The organism is Mycobacterium shigaense (assembly GCF_002356315.1).
Classification (GTDB): Bacteria; Actinomycetota; Actinomycetes; order Mycobacteriales; family Mycobacteriaceae; genus Mycobacterium; species Mycobacterium shigaense.
The window spans coordinates 1-17,192 of record NZ_AP018164.1 but is presented as its reverse complement, the minus strand read 5'-3'; the positions used below and the strand labels follow the sequence as shown (position 1 = coordinate 17,192).

Sequence of the window (17,192 nt, the reverse complement as noted above, 5' to 3'; positions counted from 1 at the left end):
CCCGGCCGGCGCCGGGCCCCGGATCAGTAACTCACGGGCCCGATCGGCTCGGCGAAATGCAAGCGGACGGGTTCGCTGTGCCCGGCGATGCGCACGTCGGGCTTGGCCTCTTCGCCGTAGCCGAGGCCGAAGCGGACCACGTACTGCTTGTACAGGACCACCAGCGGAGCCGCGGACAGGGCGGCCTGCATCGCCGCGGCATTGCCGATCGCGGTGATCGTGTACGGCGGGCTGTAGGTCCGCCCGTTGAGCAACAGCGTGTTACCCACACAGCGCGGCACCGACGTCGCAATGATCCGCTGGTCCTGCATCTGGATTCCTTCGGCCCCGGCGCTCCACAACGCGTTCAGGACGGCCTCGATGTCTTGCTGGTGCACCACCAGGTCGTCGGGGGAGGCGTCGCGCGGGAAGCGTCCGTTGGCGTCGCGTTTGGCGTCGTCGAGCGTCACCACCAGGCCGGGCCCATGGACCGCATCCATACCCGCCTCGCCGGCCAGCTCCGCTGCGCGGCGCAGCATGGCCGCCAGCGCGGCGTCGGACGAGCGCAGGTGCGTCGAATCGATCTTGGCGGCCAGTTCGTCGCGTTGCGCCTTGAGGCGATCGACCGACGACTGCGCGTCCCGAACCAGATCGACCAGACGCGGTGCGTCGCTGCGCCGGATCTCGGCACCCCCGGACACCCCGTGGGTGGCGGCCAACAGCAGCCCCGCCATCAGGCACACCAGCGGCACACCGAACCGCCAGGGCGAGCGGCGCACGTCACTCATCGACTCTCCGTTTCCTGGGGAGGCTGTCAGGTGCGTTAGTCTCGTAGCCAAGCTGCGCGTGCAGCACTGTCGTTATCGTTGCACCCCGCCCTGCCCGTTGTTGAGGTGAGCCCGAGGTAATCATGCCCAAGTCCAAGGTCCGCAAGAAGAACGACTTCACCGTCAGCGCGGTCAGCCGCACGCCGGTGAAGGTGAAGGTCGGGCCGTCGAGCGTGTGGTTCGTTTGCCTGTTCGTCGGACTCATGCTGATCGGCCTGGTGTGGTTGATGGTGTTCCAATTGGCCGCCGTCGGCAGCCAGGCTCCGACCGCGCTGAACTGGATGGCGCAACTGGGCCCGTGGAACTACGCGATCGCGTTCGCCTTCATGATCACCGGCTTGTTGCTCACGATGCGCTGGCACTGAGCGGGCGAGTCGACAAGATGAATTCATCTTGGGGTTGATTTGTCGCTACGCCAGCAACCTCTTGTGTACCCAATCACACGCATGTGATTTATCCCCACTGTGCATAGCGCTTGTGGATAACCGCATACCCGGTGGTGGGAGGGCCTAGGTAGCCGATGCAGCAAACACAGTGGGAGCCACACGCGGGCGGAATCGCTGGTTGTGGGGTTGCCGGCGTTTTGATGGCTATCGCCAGTGTGACTGTGGTCACAGACGCGCCCGGGCGCGTGCTGACCGGCATTGCCGCGGCGGGTCTGCTCGTGTTTGCGGGCGGCAGCTGGCGCGCGCGCCCGAGACTGGCAATTACGCCCGCCGGGCTGGCGATCCGAGGGTGGTTCCGAACGCAGGTATTCCGACCCCCCGATATCAAGATCATTCGGATCGCCGAGTTCCGCCGTTACGGGCGCACGGTTCGGTTGCTCGAGATCGATGCGACCGACGGAGAGTTGGTGCTGTTCTCGCGCTGGGACCTCGGCACCAACCCGTTGCACGTTCTCGATGCGCTGACCGATGCCGGCTACGCCGGCGGGCAATCGGGTCCCGGTTAGGCCGCCGCGGCCTAGGAGGCGGCCTAGGAAATCGTGATCGACTCGATGACGACCGGTTCGGTGGGCCGGTCGTTGCCGTCGGTGGCCGTGGTCGAGATCGCGTCGACGACCTGCTGCGACTCGGGGTCGGTGACCTCGCCGAAGATCGTGTGGCGCCGGTTCAGGTGCGGCGTCTGGCCGACGGTGATGAAGAACTGCGAACCATTGGTGCCCGGCCCGGCGTTGGCCATCGCCAGCAGATAGGGCTTGTCGAACTGCAGCTCGGGGTGGAACTCGTCGGCGAACTTGTAGCCGGGCCCGCCGCGGCCGGTGCCGGTCGGGTCGCCGCCCTGGATCATGAAGCCCTGGATCACCCGGTGAAAGACCGCGCCGTCGTAGAACGGGCCCGAGGGACCGCCCGAGGCGTTCTGCGTCGAGTACTCCTTGGTGCCCTGCGCCAGGCCGACGAAGTTGGCGACGGTCTTGGGCGCGTGGTTTCCGAACAGAGCGACCTTGATGTCGCCGCGGTTGGTGTGCAGCGTGGCAGTGGCGGTCTGAAAGGGGCTGTTAGTCACGGAATCACAGTCTGCCATTAGCCGTGGGCGTGCCCACACCGGGTGTCGCCGACCGGTGCCCGCTGCCGAAAACGCTGTTCGGGTGGCAGTCTGTAAGTCCACACTCGGCGAAGGAAGGCGGCAGATGAGCGCGAAGGCGGAATCCCGGCTGACACCCCGGGAGCGACTGGCCCGAGGGTTGACCTACTCGACGGTGGGACCGGTGGATGTGACGCGTGGCGTCGTCGAGCTCGGGGTCAACTCCGCGCGGTCGACCGCCGCACAGCTGCGTGACCGCTACGAGCGCGGCCAGCTGGCCCGGGAGATCGCCGCGGCCCAGGAGACGATCGGCCAGGAACTGGCCGCCGCGCAGGAAGTCGTCGCAGGCCTGCCGCAGGCATTCCAGGACGCCCGTCGATCCCGCCGGCGTCGCCCGCGCCCGTGGGTCTTGGCCGGCGCCGCCGTGACGGTGTTGGCGGCCGGCGCCGTCGCATTCAGCATCGTTCGGCGCTCGAAGCACCCGGAGCCGTCGCCGCGCCCGCCCAGCGTCGACGTCCAGCCGCGCCCATAAGGCGCTGCGCCACAACGGTTTACCCGATGGTCAGCTCCAGCCGATCCAGCCGCCGGACCAGGATGCTGGGCAGCCACTGCCCAACGTCGCCCGCCTCGATCCAACTGGTTCGGTCCAGCAGCTTGCGCAGCACGATCTGGGCCTCCAACCGCGCCAGCGCAGCACCGACACAGAAGTGCACGCCCTTGCCGAACGTCACGTGACCCTTGCCGCCGCTGCGGTCGAGACGGAATGCGTTGGGCTCCTCGAAATGCGCGGGGTCGCGGTTAGCCGCGCCCCACAACAGCAGCAGATGCGCGTCGGCGGGCACGTCGACGCCGTCGAGCGTGGTGTCGCGCCACACGTGCCGGTAGTGCCCGCGAAACGGCGGTTCGAAGCGCAGCGTCTCTTCGATGAAGGCGCCCAACAACTCTGGGCTCTCCCGGACCTGTCGTTGGATGTCGGGGCGAGTGGCGAGGATCCACGCCGCGCTGCCCAGCAGGGAGGCGGTCGATTCGCCGGCCGCGCTGAACAGGGTCATCATCATTCCGAGCGCCTCGACCTGGCTCAGCTCCCCGGAGGCGCAGCGGGTGGCTAGGTCGGCGATCAGGCCCGGTTCGCCTGTGCCGGCGGCCTTTTCGACGTGCTCCACGATGTAGGCGGTCAGCTCCCAGACCCCGGCCGTGGCGGTCTCGAGCTGCGCCTTGGTGACGACCCCGTCGAGCAGCGTGGTGGTGGCGAAACCGAGCCGGATGAGGTCGTCCACGTCGCCGTCGGGCAGGCCCAGCAGGCGGGCGACGACCGTCATGGGGAGCCGATTCGCCATGGCGCTCATCCACTCGATACGCCCGCCGCGCAGGTTCTCGTCCCACAGCCGGTCGGCGGTCTCGTCGGCGAATTGTTCGATGATGCGCACCCGCCTGGCGGACAGGTGCGGCAGCAGAAGCTTGCGGTGCCGCGCGTGCGTGGGGTCGTCTGCGGTGGCCAGGACATGCGCGGCGCTGCCGGACCCGCCCATGTCGAAGGGCGTCACCGTGCCGTCCTCCCCGAAGACGATCGTCGCGGTGAGGTTGGAGGAGAAGTCCTCGACGCGGTTGACGGCGTCGATCACCGCGTCCCACCCGCAGACGGCGTAGAACTCCGAATCGCCGATGCGATGCACGGGCGCCTGGGCGCGCATGCGGTCGTAGAGCGGATAGGGATCCTGCAACGCCTCGACGCCGAAGAAGTGCATCGGTTCATCCAGGACCGTCATGTGTCCAGGCTGAATCCGGCCCCTTGCAGCGTCAATACGCCGCAGCGAAGTTGATAAGCGGTGGACCGGACGCCAGGGGCGGCCGTTCTCACCGGCGCTGCGCTGGCTGCGATTAGGCTGAGAAGAATTGGCTCAGAGTTCTCACGATGAGGAGTCTGTCTTTCTGCGCGCCACTGCCAGGAGGGTGATCGCATGACCCAAAACGATTGGTTGGTGGGGCGGGATCGCCACGGCGCGGCCGCCGAGCGCATCTATGCCGCGGCCGCCGACATCATCTCGCGCGTCGGCTATGACGGCCTCACGATCGAGGCCCTGGCCGCGGAGGTGCATTGCTCCCCGGCCACCATTTACCGGCACGCCGGCGGCAAAGCCGCGATCCGCGACGCGATCGTCGTCCTGCACGCCAATCGCATCGTCGACTCCGTGCACGACGCGATCGAAGGCCTCCGCGGCCGGGAGAGGGTGGTGGCCGCGACGCTCGCCGCCCTCGATCGCATGCACGCGGATCCGCTGGTGCACCTCATGCGAACGATGCATCTGGGACCGGACAGCCAATGGGTCACGACGTCGCCTGCGGTGCTGGGTTTCGCCGCGCAGATGCTGGGCCTCAACGATCCCCTCGCCGCGCAATGGCTGATCCGGGTCTTCCTGTCGCTGTGGTCCTGGCCGCTGAAAGACCGAGCGGCCGAGCGGGAGCTGGTGGAACGATTTCTCGGCTCGTCGTTCCAAACGACTTAACGCTCAACACTTTTGGAGTTCAGCCTAAGCGGGCGGACAAGTAGTCGGCGACCTCGGGGACGTGCTCGTCGAGGTAGAAGTGCCGGCCCGGAAACGTAGTCAGCTCGAATTCGGCGTCGGTGTACGCCCGCCAGCCTTCCGCCTGCCCGGGCGTGACGGTGGGATCGGCGTCCCCGAGCAGCACCGACAGCGGGCACCGCAGGGGCGGCCCCGGCTGGAACTCGTAGGTCTCCACCGTGCGGTAGTCGGCGCGCAACGGCGGCAGCACCAGGTCCGCGAGATCCGGGTCGGCGCGCAGCCCCGCCACCGAGGCCGGGTCGTTGGCCAGGCGCTCCAGCTCGGCGATCAGCTCGGCGTCCGGCCCGGTGTGCACGCGGCCCGAGTAGGGCTCGTCGGGCGCTATCCGGCCGGACACGAACAACCGGACCGGATCGCGGTTTTCCGACTCCAACCGCCGAGCCACCTCGAACGCGACCGTCGCCCCCATGCTGTGCCCGAACAAGGCGAGCTTGGGCACCGCGCCCCACCGCGAAAGGTCGGCCGTCACGAGGTCGGCCAGCTCGGCCATATCTGTGACCAGCGGGTCGCCCAGCCGATCCTGTCGCCCGGGATACTGCACGGCGTAAACCGCGACGCCCAGCGTGATCCGTTGGGCCAGCGCCCGATACGCCCCTGCCGATCCCCCGGCGGGCGGGAAGCCCAACAGGACGGCACGAGCGTTCGGCACCGGCCGCAGCGCGCGCAACCAGGTCGTCTTTTCCAGCGGCACGTACGCCTCCTTCTGCCGGCAACGCCGGTGGCACCGGGGGAAGCGTTGGCCACGACCGCCGCTGCGCTCAGCTGGGCTCGGCGGTCGACGAATTAATCGTCGATGTGGTTCGGCGGCTGCCCCAACGGCGTCGCCTGCGTCGGGTCAATCGGGTAACACTCGGGCGGAGGGGTTCTGGTCTCAACCACTCCGGGGCCACCGTACACCGGATAGCTGGGGCCTTGATGGCAGCGCTCCCAGGTCCCGTCCGGGCCTATTGGTTTGTCGCAGTACGACTCCTCCGGGGATGATGCCTGCCTGACAACCCGCCGAAGCCTGCGGAGCCGTTCCGATTCCACTGATCGTCAACGCCGTCCCGAACGACGCGGCGACGATCAACGCCGATTTCATCATGCCCGCACCATACAGCTATGAGTGCCGCTGCGCCTGCCAGGACACATGACCGGCTGGCAAACAGTTTGGGATTTGTGGAGCCTAGGGGAATCGAACCCCTGACACCTGCCTTGCAAAGGCAGTGCTCTACCAACTGAGCTAAGGCCCCTCGCCGGGGAACGGATCAACATCCGCCACATGCCAGACCTCGACTCCACGTCGCGACCACAGCACCGCTGACGCTACAGCGATCAGCGCCAACGGCAATGCAACTCTCACGAAACGTCCTGACGGGCACATGACTGTGGGCCTAGGAGGACTCGAACCTCCGACCTCTTCGTTATCAGCGAAGCGCTCTAACCGCCTGAGCTATAGGCCCGTATTCGCGTACGGCCGAGCGCCGAGATTACCGCAACCGCCGCCCCACCCCCAAAACCGCGGGCTAATCCCGGTCTGCCAACGTCACCTCGATGCCGCCGATCAGGTCGGTCGCCAAGTTGTAGATGAAGGCACCAATGGTGGCCATGGCGGTCAGCAGGACGATGTTGACCAACCCGATCAGCACCGCGCCGCCGAAGATGGTGCCGCTGGACACAAGTTCCCCGCCGCTGCCGCTGGTGTTGTTCAGCAGGTCGCCGACATTGCTGTTGAGCTTCGCCCACACGCCCATGCCACCGAGCACCAGATACAGGAACGCCACAGCGATCATCCAGACGAAAAACAGTGCCACCGAAAGCATCAGCGACACTTTCAGCGTGCTCCACGGGTCGATCCGCCGGATCTGCATGCTCGCCCGGACCGGGCCACGGGTGCGCCGCGACACCTGGACGAGTTTGTCTGAGCTCTCCCGCGTCTCGGTGCTCCCCGATCGGCCAGGCCCCGCCGAGCTCTCCGTCGACCGCTCGGCGCTCTTGCGCTGCGCCGGCCGGGGCAGCGGGCCCGACAGGTCGGGCAGCTCGCTGGCATAGGGCTCGGCGGCGCCGCCGTCGCCACGGCCGGCGTCGTGCGGCGGGCTATTCGGGTGCGCGGGGCCACCGGGTGCCGCCGTGCCGGAGATGAACCGGTTGAGCCGGGCGTCCATTCCGGCGGCCGGGCCCGACGGTCGGTCACCCTGGGATTCGGCCGGGCGGTTCGCCGGCTGCGCGGGACGGCCGGTGCGCTGCCACGGCGGTGCATCCGGCCCCTCCTGCGCGCGGCCGGCTGGCGCAGCCGGGGTCTGATGCGCTCCGGCACGCTCGCCGGCCCCATCTCCGTTGGGCCCGTCGCCCTTGTTGGGGGCGCCCGGCTCGTTCGGTGAAGTCACCTGCAGACTCCTTACCTGTCCTCGGCCGCCCAGGCGGTGGCAGTCGCGTTAGCTGTGGTCGGGCTGAGTCTAGATGCCCGGGTTGCGGGACGAGCCGCTGCTTGACCCGCGTGGGTTACGGGCCTAGCCGTCCGACTCCCCGCCGGTTTCCGCAAGGCCCTCGTCTTCGTTCTCCTCCGCGTTGCGCGCGATAGCCAACAGCGTGTTGTCCTCACCCAGGTTCATCAACCGCACGCCCTTGGTCTGCCGTCCGGCCTTGCGGACCTGGCGTGCCGCGGTGCGGATGACCCCGCCGCCCGAGGTGATCGCATACAGCTCGCTGTCATCATCGACGATCAACGCTCCGACCAGCCTGCCACGGCGGACGTCGTACTGGACCGTCAGGACCCCCTTGCCGCCGCGGCCCTGCACCGGGTACTCCTCGATCGCGGTGCGCTTGGCATAGCCCCCGGACGTGGCCACCAACAGGTAGGTGCCCTCGCGGATGACATTCAGCGACAGCAGGTAGTCATCCGCGTTGAACCGCATGCCCTGAACGCCGGAGGTGGCGCGGCCCATCGGCCGCAGCGCCTCGTCGGTCGCCGAGAAACGGATCGACTGGCCCAGCGCCGACACCAGCAGCAGGTCCTCTTCCGACGAGCACAGCACCGCGCCGACCAGTTCATCCCCGTCGCGCAGGTTGACCGCGACGATGCCGCCCGACCGGTTGGAGTCGAAGTCGGTCAGCTTGGACTTCTTGACCAACCCGTTGCGGGTGGCCAGCACCAGATAAGGCGCGTCCTCGTAGCTGCGGATCTGGATGACCTGCGCGATGCGCTCCTCGGGCTGGAAGGCCAGCAGGTTGGCGACGTGCTGACCGCGCGCGGTCCGCGACGCCTCGGGCAGCTCGTAGGCCTTCGCCCGATAAACCCGGCCCTGCGTGGTAAAGAACAGGATCCAGTCATGCGTCGAGGACACGAAGAAGTGCGCGACGATGTCGTCCTGCTTGAGCCCCGCGCCCTGCACGCCCTTGCCGCCCCGCTTCTGGCTGCGGTACAGGTCGGTCTTGGTGCGCTTGGCGTAGCCGGTCTCGGTGATCGTGACGACGACGTCCTCACGGGCGATCAGGTCCTCGTCGTTGACCTCGCCGTCGGCCGCCACGATCCGGGTGCGGCGGTCGTCGCCGTGCTTCTCGACGATCTCGGCGAGCTCGTCGCGGACGATGCCGCGCTGACGCTCCGGCTTGGCCAGAATGTCCTCCAGGTCGGCGATCTCGGCCTCGATCTTGGCCAAGTCGTCGACGATGCGCTGGCGCTCCAGGGCGGCCAGCCGCCGCAGCTGCATGTCGAGGATCGCCTGCGCCTGGATGTCGTCGATGTCCAGCAACTCGATCAAGCCGGCCCGCGCGATGTCGACGGTCTCCGATGCGCGGATCAGCGCGATCACTTCATCCAGTGCGTCAAGGGCTTTGACCAACCCGCGCAAGATGTGCGCGCGTTCGTTGGCCTTGCGCAGCCGGTAGGTGGTGCGCCGGACGATGACGTCGAGTTGGTGCGCGACGTAGTAGCGGATCATCTGGTCGAGCCGCAGCGTGCGCGGCACCCCGTCGACGATCGACAACATGTTCGCGCCGAAGCTGGTCTGCAGCTGGGTGTGCTTGTAGAGGTTGTTCAGCACCACCTTGGCCACAGCGTCCCGCTTGATTTCGACGACGATGCGCAGGCCGACGCGGTCGCTTGACTGGTCCTCGATGTTGGAGATGCCGGCCAGCTTGCCGTCGCGGACCTGTTCGGCGATCGAGGTGATGAAGTTGTCGTGGTTCACCTGGTAGGGCAGCTCAGTGATTACCAGCGAGGTGCGGCCGCGTGAATCCTCTTCCACCTCAACGACTCCGCGCATCCGGATCGACCCACGGCCGGTGGTGTAGGCGTCGTGCATGCCTTGCGATCCGACGATCAGGCCGTGGGTGGGGAAGTCGGGGCCCTTCACCCGCTCGCAGACGGCGGCCAGCGTCGCCTCTTCGTCGGCCTCGTGATTGTCCAGGCACCAGTAGACGGCCTCGGCCAGTTCACGCAGGTTGTGCGGCGGGATGTTGGTCGCCATACCGACCGCGATGCCGCCCGACCCGTTGGCCAGCAGGTTGGGGAACCGACTGGGCAGCACGGTCGGCTCCTGCACCCGCCCGTCATAGTTCGGGATGAAATCGACTGTCTCCTCGTCGATTTCGCGCAGCATCTCCATCGCCAGGGGGGTCAGGCGCGCCTCGGTGTATCGCATCGCGGCCGGCGGGTCGTTGCCCGGCGAGCCGAAGTTGCCCTGGCCGTCGACCAACGGGTACCGCAGCGACCAAGGCTGCGCCATCCGGACCAACGTGTCATAGATCGACGAGTCGCCGTGCGGATGATAGTTGCCCATCGTCTCGGCGACCGAGCGTGCCGACTTGGCGTGACCGCGGTCGGGCCGGAAGCCCGAGTCGAACATGGCGTAGAGCACCCGGCGGTGCACCGGCTTGAGACCGTCGCGCACCTCGGGCAGCGCGCGACCGACGATCACGCTCATCGCGTAATCGATGTAGCTGCGCTGCATCTCCTGCTGAATGTCGACCGGTTCGATCCGGTCGAGCGAGTCGTCGCCCGGCGGCAGCGTGGTGTCAGTCATGTAGTCCTCGTCGTTCGGTCAACGGTGGCCGGTCTGATCAATCAGACGTCCAGGAAACGCACGTCCTTGGCATTGCGGGTGATAAAGCTGCGGCGGGCATCGACGTCCTCGCCCATCAGGATCGAGAACAACTCGTCGGCCGCCGCGGCGTCGTCGAGGGTGATCTGACGCAGCACCCGGACGGTGGGGTCCATTGTGGTTTCCCACAACTCCTTGGCGTCCATCTCGCCCAGACCCTTGTAGCGCTGGATGCCGTCGTCCTTGTTGATCTTCTTGCCGGCCTTTTGTCCGGCTTCGAGCAGGCCGTCGCGCTCGCGATCGGAGTAGGCGAATTCCGGCTCGCTGCGCTGCCACTTCAGCTTGTACAACGGCGGCTGCGCCAAGAACACATGCCCGTTCTCGATCAGCGGCCGCATGAACCGGAACAACAACGTCAACAACAGCGTCGAAATGTGTTGGCCGTCAACGTCCGCGTCGGCCATCAACACTATCTTGTGGTAGCGCAGCTTGGTGATATCGAACTCGTCGTGAATGCCGGTGCCCAGCGCGGTGATGATCGCCTGGACCTCCGTATTCTTCAGGACTCGGTCTATGCGTGCCTTTTCCACGTTGATAATCTTGCCGCGCAGCGGCAGGATCGCCTGGAACATCGAGTCGCGGCCGCTCTTGGCCGAGCCACCCGCCGAATCACCTTCCACCACATACAGTTCCGACTTTCGCGGGTCGGTGGAACGGCAGTCGGCCAGCTTGCCGGGCAGCCCGCCGAGGTCGGTCGCGCTCTTGCGGCGTACCAACTCCCGCGCCTTGCGCGCGGCGATACGGGCCTGCGCCGATGACACTGCCTTGTTCACCACGACTTTGGCATCGGCGGGGTTGGCCTCGAACCAGTGGGTGAGCTGCTCGTTGCAGACCTTTTGCACGAACGACTTGACCTCGGTGTTGCCGAGCTTGGTCTTGGTCTGACCCTCGAACTGCGGTTCGCTGACCTTGACCGAGATCACCGCGGCCAGGCCTTCGCGGATGTCGTCGCCGGTGAGGTTGGCGTCCTTCTCCTTGAGCAGCTTCTTGTCTTTGGCGTATTTGTTCACCACCGTCGTCAGCGCGCTGCGGAAGCCCTCCTCGTGAGTGCCGCCCTCGTGGGTGTTGATGGTGTTGGCGAAGGTGTGCACCGATTCCGAGTAGCCGCCGTTCCACTGCATCGCGATTTCGACCTCGTGACCGGGGCCCCTGCCGTCGAAATCGATGATGCTCTGTTGGATCGGGGTCTTCGTCCGGTTGATGTGCTTGACGAAATCGACCAGCCCGCCGGGGTAATGGAACGTGCGGTGCTTGACCTTGTGTGAGGTGCTCGACTCGGCCGCCTGCTCCTCGGCGGACTTGGGCGCATCGGCCGTGTCGCTGACGACCTCGTCGACGACCTCGTCCCGGGTCACCCGCTCGTCGGTGAGGTTGATCGTCAACCCCTTGTTCAGGAACGCCATTTCCTGCAGCCGGCGCGCCACCGTCTCGAAGTCGTAATTGGTGGTTTCGAAGATGTCGGAGTCGGCCCAAAACCTGATCGTGGTGCCGGTTCTCTTGGTGGCCTCGCCCTGTTTGAGGGTTCCGGGCACGGCGCGGTCGTAGTACTGCGACCACTCGTAGCCGTCGCGGGCGATGTCCACTTCGAGCCGCTTCGACAACGCGTTGACCACCGACACGCCGACCCCGTGCAGACCACCACTGACGTTGTAGCCGCTGTTCTCGCCGCCGAACTTGCCGCCGGCGTGCAGCTGGGTCATCACCACGTCGACGGTGGGGGCACCGGTGGCGTGCATCGCCACCGGGATGCCGCGGCCGTTGTCGGAGACCTCGACGCCGCCATCGTCGAGGATACGCACGTCAACCTGGTTGGCGTAGCCGGCCATCGCCTCGTCGACGGAGTTGTCGACCACCTCCCAGACGAGGTGGTGCAGACCACGCTCACCGGTAGACCCGATGTACATGCCGGGACGTTTACGGACGGCCTCCAGCCCTTCGAGCACGGTGATTGCTGAAGCGCCGTATTCGTCTTGCGCCTTCTTCTTCTGGGCAGCCACGGTCGGAATGCTCTCCTTGGGGTTTCATGCGGGCGGTTCTCATCACCGCAGCAGTCGCATGCATCCACTCTACCGTGATGGGGGGTCAGGACCGATTCTCCGGGCGCGTTTCTACCTATCTGGACGCGCCGTGTGCTCAATTTCTTCGTTTATCGCGCGTCCGGAGGTGCATGATGGGGGTCCATTTCGTCCTCGCCGATCTGAGAGGCGGTCGTTCGCCGCCTGTCGAGGGTATGTTCGCGGCACCCCGCGCGGCACCGAACGGGTCAGCCGTAGGTGTCACGCGGACCCCGGCCCGAGATGTGCCGCGGACCCTTCCGCCATGACGGCGCGGCCGGGCCGGTGATCTTCAACGAGGTGACCACCCCGTTGCCGACCGCGGCGGCGATTTTCGCCAACAGCTGCGCCTGGATCATCCGCAGCTGGGTGGCCCAGGCCGTCGACTCGGCGGCGACGCTGAGCACACCCTCGGTCAGGGCCGTCGGCGTCGCGTGATCAGCGATCTGATGGCCGACCACCGATGGCCAATGCCCCAGCACCGTACCCTCGGCGACACGGGTCGCCCAGCCACGTTTCTTCGCCAGGTCGCGGGTCAACCTCCCCAATGGCTGGGGATCGCGGACGTCCGGGCCCGGTCCCGACCAGCTGCGGCGCTGCCCGCCCGCCCGCCGCGCGACGGGGGCGCCGGCCCGGCCGCGGCCCGCGTCCTTGCCCTTGGCCCGGGCGGCGGCGCGGGCTTCTTCCAGAGTGCGCCGCACCAGGTCCATGCCGGCCAGCTGGTTCAGTCTTTCCGGACCGACCTTGCGCTGATCTTCGGTGCCGGTCACGCCCGCACCACCGACACCCGGCCGGATTCGCCGTCACGCAGATCGATGTGCACCCGCCTAGCATCCCAGCCCTCAGGGATGTCTTCCAGTACCGCCGCGGTTACCAAAACCTGCTCGGCGGATTCGGCCACGGCCGCCAAAGCACGCCGGCGAGCCGTGTCGAGTTCGGCGAACACATCATCGAGCAACAACACGGGCTCGCTCCCGTCGGCACGCAACAATTCGTAGGACGCCAGGCGCAACGCGACCGCGAACGACCACGATTCACCATGGCTGGCAAAGCCTTTGGCGGGCTGATCACCCAGGCGGAGCTCCAGATCATCGCGGTGTGGGCCCACGAGACACACTCCGCGTTCCAGTTCGGCATCGCGGCGCGCTGCCAGCGCCGCCAGCAGCGCGGCCGCCAAGAAATCGCGGTCGGTACCCGCGGCTACCTCTGACTCCGCGGCACCCAACCCCTCGATGCTGGCCCGGTAGCCGATGGACGCCGGACGGGAAGCCGGCGCCAACAACTGGTAGGCCTTCTCCACCTCTGGCGCCAATTCGTTCACCAAATCGATTCGGGCGGCCATCAATTCGGCGCCGTGTTCAGCCAACCGGCTGTCCCACACCCCAAGGGTGTCCAGCGCGTCTTGGCTGCCACCGCGGTATCGCGACCCCGCCAGCGACTTGAGCAATGCGGTCCGCTGGCGCAGCACCTTCTCGTAGTCGGCACGCACCCCGGCAGTTCGCGGGCGGCGCACCGTCGCCAGGTCGTCCACGTAACGGCGCCGGTCCGCGGGATCGCCGCGCACCAGCGACAGGTCCTCGGGAGCAAACAACACACACCGCAGCACTCCGACCACTTCGCGGGTGCTGCGCACCGGCGAGCGGTTAAGCCGGGCCTTGTTGGCCCGGCCCGCCGCGATCTCCAGATCGATCGCACATTCGCGGCCCTCGTTCACCACGATGGTCGAAACAACGGCGCGCGGCGCACCGTCGCGGATCAGCGGCACGTCCGTCCCCACCCGATGCGAACCCAGAGTCGTCGAATACCACAGTGCCTCAAGGAGATTCGTTTTCCCAAAGCCATTGGAACCGACGAACACCGTGCGCCCAGGCTCTAATTCGAGATCAACGGACGCCCAGGACCGGAAGTCGCGCAGCGCCAAATGTCGAACGTACACCTAGCCGGGCAACCGAACTGGCATCAACAAGTAGACGTAGTCCGTCGGCAATGTCGAGAACGGCCCGTTGCCGGTCGGATGACTGTCATCATCGATCGCCGGGCGCAGCAACGCCGGCTTCCCCGGAGTCGTGAAACCAAACGACACTCGCTCCGAATGCACCGATGCGAGACCGTCGGTCAAATAGGTCGGGTTGAACGCGATGGTCAACGGTTCGCCGGCGAAGTCGACTGCCAACTCTTCCTCGGCCCGGCCGACATCGTCGGCCCCCGCAGAAAGGCGCAGCGATCCGTCGGCGAATTCCATTCGCACCTGCGCACCCCGGTCCGCGACCAGCGCGACCAGCTTGATCGCCTCGGTCAACTGCGCGACGTTGATGGTGGCCACCGACGTGTGTTCGGCCGGTAGTAACTGGCGGAACTTGGGGAACTCGGCATCCAGCAATCGCGTGGTACTGCGCTTGCCGTTACCGCTGATGCCAAGTAATCCGTCTTTACCGACACCACTGCCGGCACCCAACGCCAACCGAACCTCGGCTCCGTCAATGCCGGCCTTGGCCGCCTCGGACAACGTCTTGGCCGGCACCAGCACCGACGCTTCGACATCGGGCGCCAACGCCGACCAGGTCAGCTCGCGCACTGCCAGACGGAACCGATCGGTGGCGGCCAAAACGACCGTATCGCCGGAAATTTCGACGCGGATTCCGGTCAGCATGGGCAACGTGTCATCCCGGCCCGCGGCGATGGCGACCTGACCGATCGCCTCGGCGAACAGATCCGCGGACAACGCGCCAGTCTCGTCCGGCAACGCCGGCAGCGTCGGGTAATCCTCGACGGCCATCGTCGGCAACGAGAATTTAGCGCTGCCACAGGTGAGCGCCACCCGGTTGCCGTCGACGTAAAAGTCGATCGGCTTGTCGGGTAGCGCCCGGGTGATGTCGGACAACAGCCGCCCGGACACCAAAACGCTTCCCGGAGAAGCTATTTCAGCGGCTATCTGCGCCTCGGCGGAGACTTCGTAGTCGAAACCGGAGATGGTCAGCCCGTCATCGGAGCCGGTCAACAACACCCCGGACAACACCGGCACGGCGGGCCTGGTCGGCAGATTTTTCGCCACCCAGGACACCGCGTCGGCGAAAGACTCACGTACCAGACGAAACTTCAAATCGGTGAGGCCGGCTCTCGTCGTCGCGGCGTCCATAGCGTCCCTTCACCTACCAAAAGATTCGAGTCCAGTGGCTAGCCTCGTCCCCCGCTAGCGTGGGGCTCCCGCAACCGGGAGTCGAAGAACAACCGTAGATCGTCTGCGGCCATCTTGAAAGCTAATCGCTGAGGCCGACAAGCCGGGTGGTCGAGATGGTTGCAAGCCTGCGGCAACCAAGTGTCCCCAGGGCTGTTCTTCAAAGAAGAAAGGACGAAGAGATTTCAGTACCAGTATTAAGGGCTGTGCATTCTGGGGACAATTGGACTCCCGTGCAGCTAGGGGAGCGGTGGGGGTGTGGATGACCGCGTGCACAACTGTGTGGCCCGTGTTGGGTGGGTGGGGATGAATCACAGATGTGCACTGGTGCGGGAGTAGTGCACGGTGGTTTGCGGGGGTTGTGCACAGGCCTGCACACACCGCCGGCGTGTGACCCGTGTGACAGACGGGTGGGAAGTTTTTCGAAAAAAGTTTGAATCGCGGGTTACAAATCAGCGCTTGGAACGCTGACGGATGCGCGTGGTGAGTTCTTTGACGTGATCGAACACCTCACGGCGCTCGGCCATCTCCGACAAGATCTTGCGCTGCGCGTACATGACGGTGGTGTGGTCGCGGCCGAACGCCTGACCGATCTTCGGCAGCGAGAGATCGGTGAGTTCGCGGCACAGATACATCGCGATCTGGCGCGATTGAGCCAGGGCGCGGGTCTTGCCCGGGCCGCGTAATTCTTCGACGGTGGTGTCGAAGTACTCGGCGGTGGCGGCCATGATGGTGGCCGCGCTGATCTGCATGGTGCTCGCGTCGGCGATCAGGTCGCGCAAGACGATGTCGGCCAGCGCCTTGTCGATGGGCGTCTTGTTCAGCGAGGCGAACGCCGTCACCCGGATGAGGGCGCCTTCGAGCTCGCGGATGTTGCGTTCGATGCTGCTGGCGATCAGCTCGAGCACGTCGTCGGGTACCGCCAGCCGTTCCATCTGTGCCTTCTTGCGCAGAATGGCGATGCGGGTTTCCAGTTCGGGCGGCTGGACGTCGGTGATCAGGCCCCACTCGAACCGGGTTCGCAGCCGATCTTCCAGTGTCGCAAGTTGTTTGGGCGGCCGGTCCGACGAGATGACGATCTGCTTGTTGGCGTTGTGCAGGGTATTGAAGGTGTGGAAGAACTCTTCCTGGATACCTTCCTTGCCCTCGATGAATTGAATGTCATCGACCAGCAGCACGTCGACGTCACGGTAGCTGCGTTTGAACGCAACTTTGCGGTCGTCGCGCAGGGAGTTGATGAAGTCGTTGGTGAATTCCTCGGTGGAGACGTACTTGACCCGCATGCCCGGGAACAGTCGCTGGGCGTAGTTGCCGGCGGCGTGCAGGAGGTGAGTTTTGCCGAGTCCGGATTCGCCCCAGATGAAAAGCGGGTTGTAGGCGCGGGCGGGAGCCTCGGCGATCGCCAGCGCCGCGGCGTGGGCGAACCGGTTCGAGGCACCGATCACGAAAGTGTCGAACGTGTAGCGGCGGTTGAGGCTGGTCCCGCCGGCCACGGCCGGGTCGTTCGCATGGGGACGTTCGGTGAAGTAGTTGGGCCAGGTGTGTTCGGCGCCGATCACCTCGCCGTTCTCATCACCCTCGTCAACGTCACTTGACGTTTCGAGGATGTCGTCGTTGAAGGTGTCCGGCGGCGGGTAGCCGGGTTCGTCGGAGTCCTCAGGCGGCGGTGCGATGCGGACTCCGAGCTGGATCTGCTGCCCGAGCCGACGGCTCAGCGCATCGGTGATCGGCGTGCGGAGATGACGTTCAATCTCGTTTTGTACGAAACTGCTCGGCACGGACAGCAGGGCGAAGCCCTCGACGATGGTGAGTGGCTGAACAAGGTTGAGCCACGCGCGCTGCTGAGGTGTCAGCGGATTTTCCAGACCAGTGAGGTCGGTGGCTACGCCGTCTGGCGTCGGATCGCCGTTGAGCTCGGAGACGACCGCATTCCACACTGTCGTGAAGCCGGAACCGGAGTCATCGGTCAA

16 protein-coding genes and 2 tRNA genes are annotated in these 17,192 nt (G+C 66.1%); 4 read left to right on the top strand and 14 right to left on the bottom strand.

Annotated features, from left to right (window positions below):
* Nucleotides 1-23: 23 nt before the first annotated feature.
* Nucleotides 24-767 carry a DUF881 domain-containing protein gene (locus MSG_RS00090; protein WP_096436029.1) on the bottom strand — a complete coding sequence of 248 codons (744 nt, stop codon included), beginning with the start codon at nucleotides 765-767 and terminating at the stop codon, nucleotides 24-26.
* A gap of 122 nt (nucleotides 768-889) precedes the next feature.
* Between MSG_RS00090 and crgA the strand changes: the two genes are divergently transcribed.
* Together crgA and MSG_RS00080 are read left to right on the top strand one after the other, a co-directional pair.
* Complete coding sequence (crgA, locus tag MSG_RS00085; RefSeq protein WP_077087133.1) at nucleotides 890-1,171, top strand: cell division protein CrgA; 282 nt, start codon at nucleotides 890-892, stop codon at nucleotides 1,169-1,171.
* A gap of 155 nt (nucleotides 1,172-1,326) precedes the next feature.
* A complete protein-coding gene (locus MSG_RS00080) occupies nucleotides 1,327-1,758 on the top strand; it encodes a PH domain-containing protein (protein WP_096436027.1) in 432 nt (143 codons plus the stop codon).
* Between the two features lie 23 nt (nucleotides 1,759-1,781).
* Here the strand turns inward: MSG_RS00080 and MSG_RS00075 are convergent, their stop codons facing one another.
* Entirely contained in the window at nucleotides 1,782-2,330 is a 549-nt protein-coding gene (locus tag MSG_RS00075; RefSeq protein WP_096436025.1) for a peptidylprolyl isomerase, read from the bottom strand.
* 106 nt (nucleotides 2,331-2,436) lie between these two features.
* On the opposite strand from MSG_RS00075, the gene cwsA reads away from it, so the two are divergent.
* Nucleotides 2,437-2,862, top strand: coding sequence for a cell wall synthesis protein CwsA (gene cwsA, locus MSG_RS00070; RefSeq protein ID WP_096436023.1), 426 nt, complete (start codon nucleotides 2,437-2,439; stop codon nucleotides 2,860-2,862).
* Between the two features lie 19 nt (nucleotides 2,863-2,881).
* Here cwsA and MSG_RS00065 read toward each other — a convergent pair whose 3' ends face one another.
* On the bottom strand, nucleotides 2,882-4,096 hold the full coding sequence (locus MSG_RS00065) for a cytochrome P450 (protein ID WP_096436021.1): 1,215 nt from the start codon (nucleotides 4,094-4,096) through the stop codon (nucleotides 2,882-2,884).
* A gap of 192 nt (nucleotides 4,097-4,288) precedes the next feature.
* On the opposite strand from MSG_RS00065, the gene MSG_RS00060 reads away from it, so the two are divergent.
* Nucleotides 4,289-4,834, top strand: a complete 546-nt coding sequence (locus tag MSG_RS00060) for a TetR/AcrR family transcriptional regulator (RefSeq protein WP_096436019.1) — start codon at nucleotides 4,289-4,291, stop codon at nucleotides 4,832-4,834.
* Between the two features lie 19 nt (nucleotides 4,835-4,853).
* Here the strand turns inward: MSG_RS00060 and MSG_RS00055 are convergent, their stop codons facing one another.
* The 11 genes from MSG_RS00055 to dnaA form a co-directional block, all read right to left on the bottom strand.
* On the bottom strand, nucleotides 4,854-5,603 hold the full coding sequence (locus MSG_RS00055; protein WP_096436017.1) for a thioesterase II family protein: 750 nt from the start codon (nucleotides 5,601-5,603) through the stop codon (nucleotides 4,854-4,856).
* A 92-nt stretch (nucleotides 5,604-5,695) separates the two neighbouring features.
* Nucleotides 5,696-5,941, bottom strand: coding sequence for a CDGP domain-containing protein (locus MSG_RS26280; protein WP_420872389.1), 246 nt, complete (start codon nucleotides 5,939-5,941; stop codon nucleotides 5,696-5,698).
* Nucleotides 5,942-6,071: 130 nt separating this feature from the next.
* Nucleotides 6,072-6,144: transfer RNA gene (locus tag MSG_RS00045), tRNA-Ala, on the bottom strand.
* 136 nt (nucleotides 6,145-6,280) lie between these two features.
* Nucleotides 6,281-6,354, bottom strand: a tRNA-Ile gene (locus MSG_RS00040).
* A 63-nt stretch (nucleotides 6,355-6,417) separates the two neighbouring features.
* On the bottom strand, nucleotides 6,418-7,278 hold the full coding sequence (locus MSG_RS00035) for a DUF3566 domain-containing protein (RefSeq protein ID WP_096436015.1): 861 nt from the start codon (nucleotides 7,276-7,278) through the stop codon (nucleotides 6,418-6,420).
* A gap of 123 nt (nucleotides 7,279-7,401) precedes the next feature.
* Nucleotides 7,402-9,915, bottom strand: coding sequence for a DNA gyrase subunit A (gene gyrA / locus MSG_RS00030; RefSeq protein WP_096436013.1), 2,514 nt, complete (start codon nucleotides 9,913-9,915; stop codon nucleotides 7,402-7,404).
* Nucleotides 9,916-9,956: 41 nt separating this feature from the next.
* Entirely contained in the window at nucleotides 9,957-11,990 is a 2,034-nt protein-coding gene (gene gyrB, locus MSG_RS00025) for a DNA topoisomerase (ATP-hydrolyzing) subunit B (RefSeq protein WP_096436011.1), read from the bottom strand.
* Between the two features lie 266 nt (nucleotides 11,991-12,256).
* Entirely contained in the window at nucleotides 12,257-12,817 is a 561-nt protein-coding gene (locus MSG_RS00020) for a DUF721 family protein (protein ID WP_096436009.1), read from the bottom strand.
* Nucleotides 12,814-13,983: a DNA replication/repair protein RecF gene (gene recF, locus MSG_RS00015; protein WP_096436007.1), complete on the bottom strand. Its 1,170-nt coding sequence runs from the start codon at nucleotides 13,981-13,983 to the stop codon at nucleotides 12,814-12,816. Before recF ends, MSG_RS00020 begins: the two co-directional genes overlap by 4 nt.
* On the bottom strand, nucleotides 13,984-15,183 hold the full coding sequence (gene dnaN / locus MSG_RS00010) for a DNA polymerase III subunit beta (RefSeq protein WP_096436005.1): 1,200 nt from the start codon (nucleotides 15,181-15,183) through the stop codon (nucleotides 13,984-13,986).
* A gap of 491 nt (nucleotides 15,184-15,674) precedes the next feature.
* Complete coding sequence (dnaA, locus tag MSG_RS00005; protein WP_096436003.1) at nucleotides 15,675-17,192, bottom strand: chromosomal replication initiator protein DnaA; 1,518 nt, start codon at nucleotides 17,190-17,192, stop codon at nucleotides 15,675-15,677.